We start from the raw sequence: 17,025 nt of genomic DNA on the forward strand, positions 1-17,025 counted from the left end.
TTATCGGTGAGATAAACACTTGATAATAGACCTATAAATGGATTTGCAATTCATCCCCACGGCTAATTATAAAGTATTCTGAGTTCAATGTGAATTGAAACCGTTTAATTTACGATATTTTATAAACTATTGACGATTCTTGGAAACCAATGAATTCCCTGAATGTCTGCATTAAAGAGTTTACTTATGTTAGGTGGGACGAGCATGAACAAATTCCGCGTTCAGCAATTTATCCGCTTCTTAATCGTTTGCGCCGGTACACTTATCTGTATTATTGTTGCCCTTACATTGTGGCAATATTTATTTCCATTTATTTTTGCTTTTATCATTTCTTGGACGTTACAACCATTTATAAGGATTTTCGAACAGCATCTTCATTTACCGAGAACGCTTTCCATCTTGCTCTTACTTCTATCAATCGCTACCTTTGCACTCGGTTCGTTAACCTTAATCATCGCTGAACTTATTGACCAGATGCAAAGGTTATTGTCAGGTGGTGCCCACCATTACTTACAAATCATTAACACCTTACATGATAAGCTTCTTGGGTTGATCCAGCCACCATTAAACTACATTGACCAATGGCTCGGGATGATCGATTCTTCCTGGCAGCAGTCTATCTATCAATCGGCAGATATATTCCGTGAAAAGCTAAGTGTTACCGGAATGGAATGGATGAATAATATTTTACAATTTCTCAGCAGCGGGCTGGCTGGTGTACCTGAATTTACAATGACATTAATCGTCGGTATTCTTTCTACTTTTTTCCTTAGTAAAGATTGGGACATAATTCAAAATTACCTTGTCCAACAAATGAACATATCCGTCCAACATCATACATCGGCTGTATTTTCCGATTTCAAAGAAACGGTTAGCGGTATTGTAAGAGCACAAATTATTTTGATGAGTATATCTATTGCGATGATTTACGTGGGACTAGTTATATTGGACATTCCCAATGCTTTAACCATTGCCCTTGTCTCAGGTGTCGTTGATTTTATCCCTTACATTGGTACAGGTATTATTTTCATTCCATGGATCGTCTATCAATTTATAATGGGTCAATTCGAAATGACGATCTGCCTGGCGGTACTCTATATGGTGATTATCATTACAAGGCAATTGCTGGAACCAAAAATCTTAGCTTCACATTTCGGTGTCCACCCACTTGTTTTGTTAACAGGCCTGTTTGTTGGCTTTCAACTGGTGGGTATGTATGCAGTCATCGTAAGCCCGATTATTATTGCCTTTATCAAAACACTTCATACAACAGGTGTCATATCGCAGGCATGGTACTTCATTAAAGGCCAAGAATAAGAAGCTGTTCCTCAGGTCTCTAAGGAACAGCCTAGCATTATCTTCGGTAAATCGTAATGGTATTCCGGTCCACCAGTTTCATAATAATTCTGCGTATAAACGATTTAATTAAGGGTCTTGTTCTAGGAAGCAGTAAAAGAAAGCCGGTAGCATCCGTAATAAAGCCCGGCGTTAGAAGTAATACAGAGCCTACCAAAATACAGGCACCGTCCAGTAACGCATCCGCTGGTTCCTGACCAACTCCAACAGAGGACTGTACTTTGCGAATAGTTTCAAGCCCTTGCTGCTTAGCAAGCCATGCTCCAATAACACCAGTGGTTATGATCAGCAGGATCACCCACCACGCACCGATTATTTGTCCAGCCCAGATAAACAAGGCTATTTCTAATGCCGGTATAATAATAATGAGTAGAAACAACCAGCGAAACATAAGATCGTCCTTTCTGAACCTTTTTCCTTTATTATATGACAGATTCGATTTCATACCAAAAGAAAAAAGCAGAGTCTAAATTTGACTCTGCCTATTACTCTTTATTAAAGCACACTTGCATGTCCTTCATAAATATCCCCACGAGAACTATCCATCGTGATATCTGATCCATCTGTGATTTTGGTAAGCGCACCTTCCACACCTACAATAACCGGAATCCCAAGGCTCAGTCCTACAACTGCAGCATGTGAAGTTAATCCGCCTTCCTGTGTGATTAGTCCAGCAGCCCTTTCAATAGCTGGCATCATGTCACGATCTGTACCATAAGTGACAAGAATATCTCCATCTTCGACTCTGTTCATCGCTTCTTCAGCATCTTTTGCTACTACAACACGGCCATAGGCACTCTTGCGTCCTACTCCTTGGCCTTTCACGAGTACATCCCCGATGACATGAATCTTCATCAAGTTCGTTGTACCACTTTCACCTACAGGGACACCTGCTGTAATTATGACCCGGTCTCCCCGCGTTACAACTCCTGAAGCCAGTCCACGGTCTACTGCAACGTCTAGCATATCATCTGTTGAATGCGCATGAGGTCCCATTACAGCATGTACCCCCCATACAAGGGAAAGCTTACGATTGACCCGTTCGCTTGAAGTGATCGCAACGATCGGAGCAAATGGACGATATTTAGAAATCATTCTTGCCGTGTGACCACTCTCTGTTGGTGTAATTACCGCATTGACCTCAAGGTTAATGGCTGTATGGGTAACAGATTGACTGATACCGTCCGTGATCGTCATATCACTGTGTTTAGAACGTTCACTAAGAATCGCTTTATAATTTAAGCCTGTTTCTGTTTTTCTCGCGATATTATGCATCGTGCGGACTGCTTCTTCAGGGTAGTCTCCCGCAGCTGTTTCTCCTGAAAGCATAATCGCATCTGTCCCGTCAAAAATAGCATTGGCCACATCGGAAGCTTCTGCACGAGTTGGCCGAGGATTTCGCTGCATGGAATCAAGCATTTGTGTGGCAGTAATAACAGGTTTCCCAGCTTTATTACATTTTCGAATTAATTCCTTTTGAACAAGCGGGACATCCTCAGCAGGGATCTCAACGCCTAAGTCACCCCGAGCTACCATTAATCCATCACTTACTTCTAAAATTTCTTCAATATTGTCGACACCTTCCTGGTTTTCAATCTTAGGAATGATTTGAATGTGTGTCGCATCATGTTTTTCTAGAAGCTCTTTAATTTCAAGTACATCTGAGGCTCGGCGCACGAAAGAAGCAGCAATAAAATCAACATCCTGCTCAATACCAAATTCAATATCTTTTGCATCCTTATCCGTAATTCCAGGAAGGTTCACACTGACGTTCGGAACGTTTACGCCTTTTTTATTTTTTAATAGGCCATTGTTTAATACGGTTGTTTTAATTTCATTTTGTTCTGGGAGAACTTCTTCTACCAGAAGCTCGACCAGACCGTCATCAAGCAGGATTTTTGAACCTTTATGAACATCGTTAATTAATCCTGGATAAGTTACAGAGAAGCGCTCGGCATCACCTTCGATTTCTTCCATGGACACGTAGGCTGTTGATCCTTTTTCCAATTGAGCTTCGCCGCCCTTAAGTGTACCTGTCCTGATTTCAGGACCTTTCGTATCCAGTAGTATGGCTACTGTTTTTCCAGTTGCATCCGCCGCTTGACGAATATTCTTAATGCGTGCCCCGTGTTCTTCAAAATCCCCGTGTGAAAAATTTAAACGGGTAACGTTCATTCCTGCTTCAATTAACTTAGTCAGCATCTCCACAGATTCGGATGCAGGTCCGATGGTGCTTACGATCTTGGTTTTTCTAATCATATTACTTCCTCCTCAAAACATCTATTCACTTAATTAGATCGATAACTCTTTTGACAGACGATACAAGTTTAAGTCGACTGAATGCTTGGCATTTAGGATTTCCAGTATATCGTGGTCTACTAGTTCATTTTTCTCTATACCGACCATGCGCCCGGCCTTCCCTGCGATGAGCAAGTCAACAGCATAGGCTCCCAGACGACTTGCCAACACGCGGTCAGAAGCTGATGGAGAACCGCCGCGCTGGGTATGTCCTAAGACTGTTACACGTGTTTCCAGGTCGGTCGCTTCTTTAATTTTTTTACCAAATTCGAATCCACTTCCCATTCCTTCTGCCAGTATGATAATACTATGTTTTTTTCCGCGATCGTGTCCGCGCTTCAGACGGTCGATCACATCATCAAAGTCATCTTTAACTTCAGGGATCAAAATACTTTCTGCTCCATCGGCAAGACCTGCCCAGAGAGCCAAATCCCCGGCATCTCGTCCCATTACTTCAATTACATACGTCCGCTCATGGGATGTTGCTGTATCACGGATCTTATCGATCGCGTCAATAATTGTATTTAAAGCCGTGTCAAATCCAATGGTAAAATCAGTTCCAGGAATGTCGTTATCAATAGTTCCAGGCACACCAATACATGGGTAGCCGTGTTCCGTTAGTTTCTTTGCACCCATGAATGTCCCATCTCCACCGATGACAATTAATCCTTCGATGCCATGCTTTTGTAATTGTTCTATTCCCTTCTGCTGACCTTCTGCTGTTTTGAATTCTTCACAGCGAGCTGAATATAGTTTCGTCCCTCCACGTTGAATAATATCCCCTACAGAACCAAGTTCCAGCTTTTCTATAGTACCATCAATCAGTCCCTGGTACCCGTGCTGGATTCCATAAACCTCAATGTCATGGTAGATTGCCTTTCGAACAACGGCACGTATAGCAGCATTCATGCCCGGGGCATCTCCGCCACTTGTTAATACACCTATTTTTTTCATCCTCATTCACCTCAAAAAGTTATACGTATTAATCTGTCTCCCCATTCACATGTAAAGTGAAACCTCTATTCTATATCAGACTAAGCTTTAACCACTTATCCTTATTTATAGACATAAACTAGAACAGGAATACAAAGTCTTCGACCGAATGATAGCGTTACCATTCTGTAAAGATGACAAAAGTCGCACGTGGATCTTGTGCGACTTCGCAATTTAAGCTTTATTTTTACCCTATCATTATATATCAAGATGTGTATAATCACCAATTTTTTTGTATTTATTAAATCGATTTTCTAACAAGTCAGACTCACTACTTTTTTCAAGCTCCTTTAAGGACTCATCCAGCAATTCCCTTATTTGATCTGATTGAGCCTTAATATCTCGATGAGCCCCGCCGCGTATTTCCGGAATAACTTCATCAATTACGTTGAGAGTTTTCAAGTCATTGGCGGTAATCTTCATCGACTCAGCCGCTTGCTGAGCTAAGCCTGAATCTTTCCAAAGGATGGAGGCAGCTCCTTCCGGTGAAATAACGGAGTAGGTCGAATTCTCGAGCATAAATACACGATCACCAATTCCAAGACCTAAAGCACCACCGCTTCCACCTTCACCAATCACAATACAAACAATTGGAACAGTAAGGCCGGCCATTTCCATTAAATTTCTGGCAATGGCTTCACTTTGCCCGCGCTCTTCAGCTGCTCTGCCTGGGTAGGCACCCTTCGTATCAATAAAGGTGATGATAGGGCGTTTGAACTTCTCAGCCTGCTTCATTAGGCGCAGTGCTTTTCGGTAACCTTCCGGATGAGGCATACCGAAGTTCCGCCTGATATTTTCTTTCGTATCTTTTCCACGTTGGTGGCCAATTATAGTTACCGGTCGTTCCCCGAACTTCGCAATACCTGAGACAATGGCTTCATCATCTCCGTATAAACGATCACCGTGCAGTTCGAGAAAATCTGTAAATAGTTCCTCAATGTAATCAAGAGTGGTCGGGCGCTCAGGGTGTCGTGCCATTTGCACTCTATCCCACGGTTTCATTCGATCGTATACATCTTTTTCCAGCTTCTCTAATCGATTTTCTAAAGTGACGATCTCGTCACTTAAGTCCATCTCACTCTCTTCTGTTAAACGTTTTAGTTCAGCTATTTTCTCCCGAAGTTCTACTACTGGTTTTTCAAACTCCAATACGTGCTTCATGTGGCTTCGCCTCCCGTCTGATGCAGCTCGAGCACCGTTGTCAGTGTTGCTTTCATGTCATGACGGTGGATGACGCGGTCTAATTGTCCGTGCTCAAGCAAAAATTCAGCAGTTTGGAAATCATCTGGGAGTTTCTCGCGTATTGTCTGTTCTATAATCCTGCGTCCGGCAAAGCCTATTAAAGCGGCGGGCTCTGCAAAGTTATAATCCCCTAACGAAGCAAAGCTGGCTGAAACGCCTCCTGTAGTAGGATGAGTCATGACCGAAATGAACAAACCTTGCTCCTGGTGGAGACGCTGTAAGGCAATCGATGTTTTACCCATTTGCATAAGGCTTAGCACACCCTCTTGCATCCGCGCACCGCCAGAAGCCGTGAAGATAATAAACGGAATCTTTTCTTTTCTGGCTTGTTCAATGGCATTGGTAATTTTCTCTCCTACAACCGAGCCCATACTGCCCATCCGAAAACGAGCATCCATAACAGCTAACGCTGTGGGGATCCCATTTAACGCTGCTTTTCCAGTAACAACAGCTTCATTTAAGTCTGATTTCTTCCTGTCTTTCTCAAGCTTTTCCTCATAATCCGGAAACTCCAGCGGGTTATTTGAGATCATGTACTTGTCCCATTCTTCAAAAGAGTCACCATCGAACAAGTGATCAATTCTTTCGTAAGCACTTAGCCTATGGTGATGACCACAATGTGGACATACGTTATGATTTCTAATTAATTCTTTTCTATAAAATATCTTTTGACAACTTGGGCACTTTTGCATTAGACCCTCAGGTACATCCTGCTTTGCTTCCTGACTAGGGATGGATGCATACCTTTTTTTCTTGCTGAAAAAATCTCTAAGCAAGCTGATTCCTCCTTTAGGACAAAGGTTTCTACTATATACTATACAATAATGTAATCAGATAACATCACTTAATATGTCGGGGTATATTAAACAACATTAATTATGATCGAACAACGTTGTGACCTGTGCAGCAGAACCCTGTCTGATCACTGATTCCATTTCCTCATACCAGGATGCATGATAGGTAATATCATGAACTGTATGGGTGAACCCGGTAATAAATTGCCACATCGATAATAGCAAGGGATGCCTGCTTTGTTCAAATAAATAGTGAAAAAGACGCTGGTGCCTCTCACAAGAATGCTCTTCCCGTAACAATGAGGATATGACTGACAGCTGTTGATTTGACAACCTTCCAACTGACATGAATAACACTTCTTTCTCCAACATCTGCTTCGCCGTTAGCAGCTCGTCTCTGGTTCGTGAATTATTGAGTAAGAATTTAGACAATAATTCTACCATGTGATAAGGACGGTATGTTCTCATATACGTTCCCTCACCACGCCGAGTTTCAATTAATCCTAATAATTCCATTGCTCGTAAAGCCTCTCGAATGGAGGATCTTCCTACTTTAAGTCGTTCGCTCAACTCTCGTTCGGAAGGCAGTTTATCACCAGGTTTTAACTCGTGAGCTTCAATATATGACTTAATTTGTTCCAGAACCCCTTCATACACTTTCTCATTTAAAGATCGGGACACACCTAAAGCCCCCTCCTTCACACATACAATATGTAAGAACAAAAGTGCAAGCGCCCGGGCAGACAAGACAAGCGTACCATTTCAAAAACCACAAGAGAAAAGCCGGAGAGCTTTTCTCTTGTGTTACCTTCACTCTTCATCAATAAGGGTAAGTTGTCGGGTCTTTTCTGCCACTTCTTCAGGATCTACATGATGTCTGGCTACACCTGATTCCATAGCAGCCTGCGCTACACTGGCTGCAACAGCAGGTGCTACTCTTGGATCAAATGGTGCTGGAATAACGTAATCCTCATGAAGTTCCTCATCGCTCACTAAAGAAGCAATGGCTTCCACTGCAGCAATCTTCATCTTTTCATTTATACGTGTTGCTCGAACGTCAAGAGCTCCGCGAAAAATCCCAGGGAAAGCAAGAACGTTGTTCACCTGATTAGGAAAGTCGGATCGGCCCGTCCCAATTACACGTGCGCCAGACTCCTTCGCATCCTCAGGCATAATTTCCGGTTCCGGGTTAGCCATAGCAAAAATAATAGAATCATCGTTCATTTTAGAGACCATTTCTTTAGAAAGGAGGCCTCCAACAGAAACTCCGATAAATACGTCTGCTCCTTCCATTACTTCTTCTAAACTGCCACTTACTTTATCTTTATTCGTAATTTTAGCTACTTCATCTTTTACATCATTCATTCCGTTCGGGCGACCTTCGTAAATCGCTCCTTTTGAGTCACACATAATAATGTCGCGAACGCCAAAATGGTAGAGCAATTTAATAATGGCAATTCCGGCTGCTCCTGCTCCGTTAGCCACTACTTTAATTTCAGAGAAAGACTTCCCGGTAATTTTTAATGCATTAACTAACCCGGCTAGAGTTACAATCGCTGTGCCGTGCTGGTCATCATGGAAAATTGGGATATTTGTTTCTTTTTTCAAACGGTCTTCAATGATAAAACAATTTGGGGCCGCAATGTCCTCCAGGTTTACGCCACCAAAAGTAGGCTCCATTAATTTAACTGTTTGAACAATCTCATCTATGTCTCTAGTATTTAAGCAGATCGGAAACGCATCTACACCGGCAAAACTTTTAAAGAGGGCAGCTTTCCCTTCCATTACAGGCAGGGCTGCTTCTGGCCCGATATTCCCTAAACCCAATACCGCGGATCCATCACTAACGACAGCTACCATATTCCCTTTCATTGTATAATCATATACCGATTCTTTATGATCATAAATCTCTTTACATGGTTCAGCAACCCCAGGAGAATAAGCGAGGCTTAAATCTTTTGAATTTCTAACAGGAACCTTTGAGTTAGTTTCCAGTTTCCCTTTATTAGCACGATGTATATGCAGTGCTTCATCACGCAAATTTGACACGAGTACACGCTCCTTTATAACAGATAGAATAAAGCCGATTTGGTGGTCAGACCACTATTAACCTCTTCATTATAACAGATCGATTTGGGCTGTAAAGAATATGACTAAAGCTTTTATGCCCTAAGCGGGACCATTAGAATAAAATCGACTAATTTCGCGTTGCTCTGAAACAAGATTAAACCTATCTACCTTAAAATCATACCAGTAGATTATTTGAGTCGTCTTGGGCGTCTTCTAATTAATTTGTCTTACTAACCTATTATCGTAAGGCAACGGAGGATAAACCAAAAAACTCGTGTAGTTTTCGTAAGCATTCTTCAGAAACAGATAAAGAATAGGATTCACTTAATTGGTAAGTTTTGCGGTCTTCAGCCAGAAAGAGCAGTACTGGTGTGTCTCCAGGAAAATAGGTCGATAATTTATTTAATCTGGCCAATGTTTGTTTTTCTTCAGATATGCTCGTTTTTATAAACAGCCTTTGTTCGGTACGATCAGATTTCTCCTCGTTATCTAAACGGGAAATCTCATTAACCACCCATTGTTTACGGCCATTTCGCTCTTCAATCTTCCCTTCTATCACGGCAAGCATTTGTTCTGAAATCCATTGTTTCACACTTCGGTACAGTTCCGGAAAAACGACAGCGTCCATTTCTGTTGTTTCGTCGCTCACTGTCAAGAACGCCATCGGATCTCCCCGCTTCGTCCTTATCTCTTTCAGCTTTTCAATGACAACAGCTGATTTAACAGACTTTACACCTTTTTTTTGAAGAATATCTTTCAACAGTCTAATGTTCAATCGAGTAAGCTGCTGACGGTGAACCTCAAGCGGATGTTCTGATAGATAGGTGCCTAATACTTCTTTCTCCATGGAGAGCTGTTGTAAAACAGGGAAAGGATCGACTTTCAGCGTTTGTCTGCCCAATTCTAAATCTGAACTAAACAGGCCAGGCTGGTCCTGAAACTCTTTAAACAATTCCCCTTGTTCTAAAGCCTGATCGATACTGGCGAGCAGACTTGCTCGATTGTGCTGCAAATCATCAAACGCGCCTGCCATGATCAAAGCTTCAATCACTGACCTGGAAACCTCTTTGTTCCGAACTCTTAAACAAAAGTCATTTAAATGTTTAAACGGCGCCTCTTTTCTGGCATTCAAGATTGCCTGGGCAGCCTGAAAACCGATCCCTTTAATGGACAAAAAACCCAGCCGGATTGCTCCATGCTCATCACGAGCATATATATGACTTTTGTTGATCGATGGTCCTTTTATTGAAGTTCCTAAATCTTTTGCTTCCCGTAAATATGTTGATAACTTATCGCGGTCACCTATTGTTGAATTAATAAGTTCTGCTAAAAAATAAGAAGGGTAATGTGCCTTCAGATAAGCCAACTGATAAGAAATCATACTATAAGCCACAGCATGACTTCGATTAAACCCATAATTCGAAAACTTAACAATCCAGTCAAACAACTCATTTGCCACATCATCAGTGTAGCCTGTTTCTACCGTCCTCGAAATGAATTGCTCTCGCTGCTGTACAAGTATTTCTCTTTGTTTCTTACTTACTGCCCGTCTTAATAAGTCTGCCTCTCCCAGTGAATATCCTGCCATTTTCTTAGCAACTTGCATAATTTGTTCTTGATAGACGAGCACTCCAAACGTTGATTTTAGGATCGGCTGCAAATCAGGATGAGGATAATCAATTTCCTCTACTCCATGCTTTCTATTGATATAGACTGGAATGTATTCCATTGGACCAGGACGATAGAGGGCGTTAACGGCAACGACATCCTCAAAGTGACTTGGTTTTAATCGACGAAGGACATCCTTCATCCCTTGTGATTCCAGCTGAAACACGCCATTTGTTTTTCCCTTCTGTAACAGTTCAAATGATTGATTATCGACAAGAGGAATTCCTTTAATGGAAAAATTCGAATCTCTGTAATCCTGAATTTTCTTTTCTATTCTTCTCATCAAAGAAAGGTTCCGAAGACCAAGAAAGTCCATCTTTAACAGGCCGACAGCCTCGATGTCCCCCATCGCAAATTGAGTAAGCTGAACATCACCTTGCCCTTGCATCAGGGCTGTATATTCAATAAGTGGCTGCTCACTGATCACTACCCCCGCTGCGTGGGTAGAAACATGTCGTGGCAGTCCTTCCAGTTTACTTGCCAGCTGGAACACTTTTTGTAAATGAGGAGAGGAGCGAATGTATTCTTTTAATGCTGAAGATTTTTGCACCTGCTGCCTCAATTTACTGGATGACCCTCCTTTAATATGATTAAGAATAAAGGAAGCATCCCTGTGATCCACATTCATCGTTTTAAACAGCTCCCGTAATACACTTCGTGAGGCAAAAGTACCAAACGTACAAATTTGGGCAACGTGTTCCTTCCCATATTTATTTGCTACGTACTCAATCACTTCATCACGCCTGTCGTCTGGAAAATCAATATCTATATCAGGCATAGTCAACCGTTCAGGATTTAAAAATCGTTCAAAAAACAGGTGATATTCCAGGGGGTCAACCTGTGTGATGCCTAACAAATAGCTAACGATCGAACCAGCAGCCGAACCCCTTCCTGGTCCTGCCTCCATACCAGCTTCTCTAGCATAATCGATGAAATCCCACACAATGAGAAAGTAATCACTGAAATTCATAGAGGTGATGACCTTCAGCTCATGTTCCAACCTTTCCCTTGCCTCCTGTTGATTCTCTGTATACTTTCTTGTTAATTCACGTTCACAAAGAAAGCGTAAAAATTGGGCAGAGGATTTTCCGTCCGGTACAGGGAATGAAGGGATAAGCTGCTGGTGGAGATCAAGCTGGATGTTACAGGACTCCACAATAGTTTGATTGGCCTCCAGCACTTCCGGCCACCAATCTTTATAATAATTTTCTACTTCCGCGGATGGTTTTAAATATTGATGATGACTGCTAATCTCATCAAGCGTAAATGTTTCGTCACGATCAATGGCGCGTAAACATTCATACGCCTCAGCGTCATCAGCATTAAGATAGCGAACCTCATTCATCGCTGTCACCGGTATGCCGCTTTGCATTGACCACTCTTTCAATGGGTGGTGAAGCTGCCGTTCTATGTGAACACCATAATCTTTTACACCTAAATATACCTCATCGAAATAAAGCCGCCAGTTCGACAAGTCATCCTCAACATCCTCAGTCATGCCATTGAGAATCGAAGGACCCCAGGAAGTTTCAGAAACGGAAACAATCGCAATGAGATCCGCAGGATATACAGGTATATCCTCAAGGGAAATCTCCTCTGATGCCTGCCTCAATGTACTTATAGACAGTAGCTCCTGGTAGCCTTGCTTACTTTTCGCAAGCAATACGACTGGAAAGTATTCTCCCTTATACAGTAGTTGTATTTTCATTCCTAATAAAGGCTTTATCCCTGCCTCAAGACAAGCCCTGTAAAAAGCTACGGCTCCACTCATTACGTTGTCATCTGTGAGCGCAAGGGAAGTGAAACCAAGTTCTTTCGCTTTTTTTACAAGAGAAGGGATTTGGATCGTACTGTTCATTAGGCTATATCCACTATGTACATGTAAATGTGTAAACGACATCGGAGCCACCTTCTTTCTATCTTATATTATATGGAAGTTATCCCACCTAAGAAAGCCTCCTGCATAATTCCTTAAAGCTAAGAATATTTTGAGTAATAAGTGAAATCTTTAATAACTTTTTTAGCAGAAAGAGGGACGAGATGGAAGAGGAAAGACTTATTGTATCCATGATCCAATGCTTTTTCATTGCTTTTGGTGTAATAATGGGAGGAACCTTAATCGGCAGTATTGGCAGCTTCCTCACCGGTGAAGCTCCTCTTACCTCTATGTATAGAATTGCAAAAGCCCTGCGCATTTGGGCGATCGTAGCCGCAATTGGAGGGACTTTTGACGCAATCAGCAATTTTGAAAAAGGTATATTTGACGGTTCAACGTTTGATTTGTTTAAACAAGTGATGATTATCGTCTCAGCCATGGGAGGTGTCCAAGCTGCCCTTCTACTATTCGAATTCCTGCTTGGGGAGGAGGTTACTTAATGTACATCCCTCCACAAGTTAGAAGTACCGAGTGGCGACGCTTCTTTGCAGGAATGGTATTTGGGATCATCTTCGGATATGTATTATTTGTATTTATAAATGGTCAGTTACAGGAACAGCTGCTGGAAGAAAACATTGAGTTATCGACTGACCTCAAGGACACAGAGGCGAAATACGAGAAACTGCTAAATGCGGAAGAAGAAGAAGAGGAAGAGAGAACAAAAGGACTGACAGTTCAAGAAATTGTCGTTGAATTCCAAAATGCAAAAGAACTAGAAGTGGATAAACTTACTCAGCACCAACTTTCATCCATGGTGAAAGAGCAACTTACCTCCCTCACCGGCGAGAAAATTGAGGACGCTGCCAAGCAAAGAGAACTGATAGTCTCAGCAATTGAAAACAAACGGTTTAAAGTCGACGATTTCATTTATCTATTAACTGTCGAGCAGCTCGTAATCGCAAATGAATTAATTGTAGACATATCGATCTCCATAGACCGATAGAAATGTCAGCAGGCAGATAAAGTCCTGCTGACACAATTTATTATGAACGATAAGCCAGACAAGCAGCTTCTAATTCGTTCACGATTTCATCTGTTTCATCCCAGGAATAGGCAGAAGCTCCTGCCGCCATCGGATGACCGCCTCCATTATGGTTGGCAGCAATTGTATTAACAACAGGTCCTTTCGAGCGCAGCCGCACACGAATTACGTCTTCCTCCTCCACAAAAAAAGCCCAAGCCAGAATTCCTTCGATATCGCCAAGCAACCCTACAAGCGCACTTGTTTCTGTCGCCGTCACGTTGTGTCTTTCAAGTATTTCCTTTGGGAGCCGCACTGTACTATATCCTGCTTCGTTTAAGGTAAAGTTCTGGAGCACATACCCTTTCAATTTAGCCACATTTATAGATGTTTTGTACATATTATTATACAGCTCAGGCCGGTCGAACGAATAGTTAACAAGCTCAGCAGCCGAAGTTAACGTATGGTTCGTTGTACTAGGAAACAAAAAACGTCCGGTATCACCGACAATTCCGGCATACACCAATCTCGCTGCTACATTGTTAAATGTAAATCCTAAATCAAACATTTCTTTGAAAAACGTGTATATCATTTCAGATGTTGAGCTAGCATCCGTATTGACCCAGCTCACATCTCCATAATCATCTACGACCGGGTGATGATCAATTTTGATTAGTTTATCGCCTTTCTTATACCTCTGATCATCGATGCGTGCTTGATTCGCTGTATCACAAACAATAACAAGGGCTCCCACATAATCCCGATCTGAAACCTCATCCATTTTTGCTAAGAACTGAAGGGAAGGTTCATCATACCCTGCGATCATAACTTTCTTCGATGGAAAACTGTGCTGAATCATTTCAGCCAGACCTGCCTGTGAACCAATTGCATCCGGATCTGGACGCACATGACGATGTATGATAATCGTTTCATAATGTAGAATAGCTTCTGCAATCTCTCTCATTAACATTATTTCAACCCTCTCTCTATCATTCCTGTTCTAATTAAAACACAAAAGTTAGTGCGATAGGTAGCAAAACCGTGAGAAACAAGCTACAATTAATGAGTAACTATTTATCATCAGGAGTCGATTCAGATTGATCATTTTCCCAATTATTATCCTTATCTCATTTGTGCTTTACATTTACTATAAAGTGATGCTTGTAAAGTCTCGTGATCCTTTAGAACAATCCTATATGAACAGTAAAGCGAAAGTATTCCTTGGCATCTTTGTTTTTTTCTTCGGGATCAATCAATATCTTTATTACGAAACTCAACTCTCTTTATTTATTGGAATTCTATTCCTAGTCATAGGCGGGTTCCAATTGCGGCTTGGCATGAAAATGACCCGCCATTACCGGAATGAATTTAGAAAGCACCGTGCATAACCTTGAAACTAATATTCAGGGAGAAAAACAGCTGTCTCAATCGATACGGAATGTAAATCCGATTTTGAGGCAGCTGTTTTATCTATCTATAAGCTGTGCCATTAATAATGCTTTACCAACAATAGCCTGATCATGGTGCACTTCTATATCCACTTTAGCAAACTTTCTGCCCACTTCAAGAATCTCTGGCTTAATCTGAATTTCACTCTCTAATTGTACGGGCTTAATGAAAAAGACGGATATGTTTTCAACAACCAAGTCTCCTTTTTTATGCTTGCTTAACAGCCTGCTGGTAGATTCTGTGATGAGCGATGTAAACACCCCATAGGACATAGTCCCAAGTTGATTGGTCATCTGGGGAGTCACTTTTGTTTTTAACAAGAACTCACCATTTTCCGTTTCCCCTAATTCAAGCTGGCTTGTTATGAGATCGTCAATGGTTTCTCCCACCTGAGGCTGGCGCTGAATTTGCTGCAGGGCTTTTAATACATCTTGCCTTGAGATAATCCCTTGAAGCTTATGTGCCGGGTCTACCACAGGCATAAGTTCGATCCCTTCCCAGACCATCATATGGGCAGCATTCGCTAAAGAGGTTTTCGTATGAACGATCATCGGATTCTTCGTCATAACCTTATCTATTCTAACCTGCTTTTCTTTTCCGATTACGTCTTTTGATGTAATCATCCCCACAACTCGATTCTTTGCATCCACTACAGGATACCTGCTGTGCAAAGTTTCCTCATTCAGCCGGTGCCAGTCCTGCACACAATCTTTCGTTGTTAAGAATTTTGCTTCATCGAATGGTGTGTAGATGTCATTGACTAGCACGATTTCCTTTTTAATAAGCTGATCATAGATAGCGCGGTTGATCATGGCAGCAACCGTAAACGTGTCATAACTCGTTGAAATAACAGGCAGTTTCTTTTCATCAGCAAGTCGCTTAACAGCGTCGGTAGTATCAAAACCGCCAGTAACCAATACCGCAGCACCTTCTTTTACTGCGAGCTCGTGTGCATTCGTCCGATTCCCAACAATCAGAAGCGAACCAGCTTCCGTATAACGCATCATCGCATCCAGCTTCATAGCCCCAATGACAAATTTACTTAATGTTTTGTATAACCCTTCCCTTCCACCAAGCACTTGTCCGTCTACTATGTTAATAATTTCAGCGAACGTTAATCGTTCTATGTTTTCTCTCTTCTTTTTCTCAATTCGGATCGTCCCCACACGTTCGATCGTACTAACAAGATCCTGATTTTCTGCTTCCTTAATGGCACGATATGCGGTTCCTTCACTTACATTTAGAGCCTTTGCTATTCCCCTCACTGAGATTTTACTTCCCACAGAGAGGGAGTCTATGTGGTCCAGAATCTGCTCATGTTTGGTAGCCATTTTCTCTCACCAATCTTTCCAACTGTACTAATAAATTAATCGTTGATTGTTATTATACTAGTGATACAGTTTAACCGCAATTTTTACAACATAAACAAAGGCTTACCTTTTAATCATGCTTTTTCGGAGAAAAAAAGTTGTAGGGAGGCAGAAGATTATCTAGATTTATTAGCTGAAACAAGCACAAAAAACCCGCGGAATCTCCGCGGGTCTCTCATCTCTCTAAAGTTCGATTAAATCACCAGGCTGTAACGCTTTTCCTCTCCCTGGTTTCACTTTTGAAGCAAAACCTTCACCATCTTGGTTAATTAAATCGAAGGTGTTGTAATGAACCGGGACTACTTGTTTCGCGTTAAGCCACTCTGCAGCAGTCAATGCGTCCTCTGGGCCCATTGTAAAGTTATCTCCGATTGGGAGAAATGCCAGATCAATATCATTTCGTTCGCCAATCATCTTCATATCTGTAAACAATCCAGTATCCCCAGCATGGAAAATCGTTTTCCCATCAATGGTTAATAAAATTCCTGTAGGCATTCCTGTATATATGATCGTTCCATCCTCTTCAGTATAAGAAGAACCGTGGAATGCCTGGGTGAATTTCACTTCCCCAAAGTCAAATTCCTTACTGCCTCCAATATACATCGGATGGGTATTTAACCCTTTACTTCCCAGATAAGAAGCTAATTCAAAAGGCGCAATGATTTGTGACTCATTGCGATTTGCGATTGCAAAAGTGTCCCCAACATGATCATTGTGACCATGTGTTAATAAAATCACATCAGCCTGCACATCATCGGCATTTAAATCCGTATTCCCATTATCTGAAATGAACGGATCAAACAAAATTGTTTTTCCATGAGCTTCAACTTTTACAACAGAATGTCCATGATAAGATACTTTCACACTTACACTCCTTTTCACTTTTTA

General features: G+C 41.7%; 15 protein-coding genes. 4 read left to right on the forward strand and 11 right to left on the reverse strand.

The genetic code is table 11. The features are described 5' to 3' along the window. Positions 1-204 precede the first annotated feature (204 nt). Entirely contained in the window at positions 205-1,317 is a 1,113-nt protein-coding gene (ytvI, locus tag P9989_RS13910) for a sporulation integral membrane protein YtvI (protein ID WP_283075487.1), read from the forward strand. A gap of 37 nt (positions 1,318-1,354) precedes the next feature. Here ytvI and P9989_RS13915 read toward each other — a convergent pair whose 3' ends face one another. The 8 genes from P9989_RS13915 to dnaE form a co-directional block, all read right to left on the reverse strand. Continuing rightward, complete coding sequence (locus P9989_RS13915) at positions 1,355-1,747, reverse strand: FxsA family protein (protein WP_283075488.1); 393 nt, start codon at positions 1,745-1,747, stop codon at positions 1,355-1,357. Positions 1,748-1,851: 104 nt separating this feature from the next. Then, entirely contained in the window at positions 1,852-3,612 is a 1,761-nt protein-coding gene (gene pyk, locus P9989_RS13920; protein ID WP_283078922.1) for a pyruvate kinase, read from the reverse strand. A 36-nt stretch (positions 3,613-3,648) separates the two neighbouring features. Further along, positions 3,649-4,608 carry a 6-phosphofructokinase gene (pfkA, locus tag P9989_RS13925; protein ID WP_283075489.1) on the reverse strand — a complete coding sequence of 320 codons (960 nt, stop codon included), beginning with the start codon at positions 4,606-4,608 and terminating at the stop codon, positions 3,649-3,651. 237 nt (positions 4,609-4,845) lie between these two features. Continuing rightward, complete coding sequence (accA, locus tag P9989_RS13930) at positions 4,846-5,808, reverse strand: acetyl-CoA carboxylase carboxyl transferase subunit alpha (RefSeq protein ID WP_283075490.1); 963 nt, start codon at positions 5,806-5,808, stop codon at positions 4,846-4,848. Beyond that, positions 5,805-6,665: an acetyl-CoA carboxylase, carboxyltransferase subunit beta gene (accD, locus tag P9989_RS13935; RefSeq protein ID WP_283075491.1), complete on the reverse strand. Its 861-nt coding sequence runs from the start codon at positions 6,663-6,665 to the stop codon at positions 5,805-5,807. Before accD ends, accA begins: the two co-directional genes overlap by 4 nt. 96 nt (positions 6,666-6,761) lie before the next feature. Further along, positions 6,762-7,364, reverse strand: coding sequence for a FadR/GntR family transcriptional regulator (locus tag P9989_RS13940; protein WP_283075493.1), 603 nt, complete (start codon positions 7,362-7,364; stop codon positions 6,762-6,764). 129 nt (positions 7,365-7,493) lie between these two features. Then, positions 7,494-8,732: an NADP-dependent malic enzyme gene (gene ystJ, locus P9989_RS13945; protein ID WP_283075494.1), complete on the reverse strand. Its 1,239-nt coding sequence runs from the start codon at positions 8,730-8,732 to the stop codon at positions 7,494-7,496. Between the two features lie 259 nt (positions 8,733-8,991). Then, positions 8,992-12,279, reverse strand: a complete 3,288-nt coding sequence (gene dnaE / locus P9989_RS13950; RefSeq protein WP_283075495.1) for a DNA polymerase III subunit alpha — start codon at positions 12,277-12,279, stop codon at positions 8,992-8,994. A gap of 182 nt (positions 12,280-12,461) precedes the next feature. Between dnaE and ytrH the strand changes: the two genes are divergently transcribed. Further along, positions 12,462-12,797: a sporulation membrane protein YtrH gene (gene ytrH / locus P9989_RS13955; RefSeq protein WP_283075496.1), complete on the forward strand. Its 336-nt coding sequence runs from the start codon at positions 12,462-12,464 to the stop codon at positions 12,795-12,797. Further along, entirely contained in the window at positions 12,797-13,300 is a 504-nt protein-coding gene (gene ytrI / locus P9989_RS13960; protein WP_283075497.1) for a sporulation membrane protein YtrI, read from the forward strand. Before ytrH ends, ytrI begins: the two co-directional genes overlap by 1 nt. 40 nt (positions 13,301-13,340) lie before the next feature. Here the strand turns inward: ytrI and P9989_RS13965 are convergent, their stop codons facing one another. Next, entirely contained in the window at positions 13,341-14,288 is a 948-nt protein-coding gene (locus tag P9989_RS13965) for a DHH family phosphoesterase (RefSeq protein ID WP_390307277.1), read from the reverse strand. A gap of 127 nt (positions 14,289-14,415) precedes the next feature. On the opposite strand from P9989_RS13965, the gene P9989_RS13970 reads away from it, so the two are divergent. Next, positions 14,416-14,706, forward strand: coding sequence for a YtpI family protein (locus P9989_RS13970; RefSeq protein WP_283075498.1), 291 nt, complete (start codon positions 14,416-14,418; stop codon positions 14,704-14,706). A gap of 78 nt (positions 14,707-14,784) precedes the next feature. Here the strand turns inward: P9989_RS13970 and P9989_RS13975 are convergent, their stop codons facing one another. Together P9989_RS13975 and P9989_RS13980 are read right to left on the reverse strand one after the other, a co-directional pair. Continuing rightward, positions 14,785-16,098: a DRTGG domain-containing protein gene (locus P9989_RS13975; protein WP_283075499.1), complete on the reverse strand. Its 1,314-nt coding sequence runs from the start codon at positions 16,096-16,098 to the stop codon at positions 14,785-14,787. Positions 16,099-16,320: 222 nt separating this feature from the next. Continuing rightward, positions 16,321-17,001: a metal-dependent hydrolase gene (locus P9989_RS13980; RefSeq protein ID WP_283078924.1), complete on the reverse strand. Its 681-nt coding sequence runs from the start codon at positions 16,999-17,001 to the stop codon at positions 16,321-16,323. Positions 17,002-17,025: the final 24 nt, after the last annotated feature.

This window comes from Halobacillus naozhouensis (assembly GCF_029714185.1).
GTDB classification, from domain to species: Bacteria; Bacillota; Bacilli; order Bacillales; family Halobacillaceae; genus Halobacillus_A; species Halobacillus_A naozhouensis.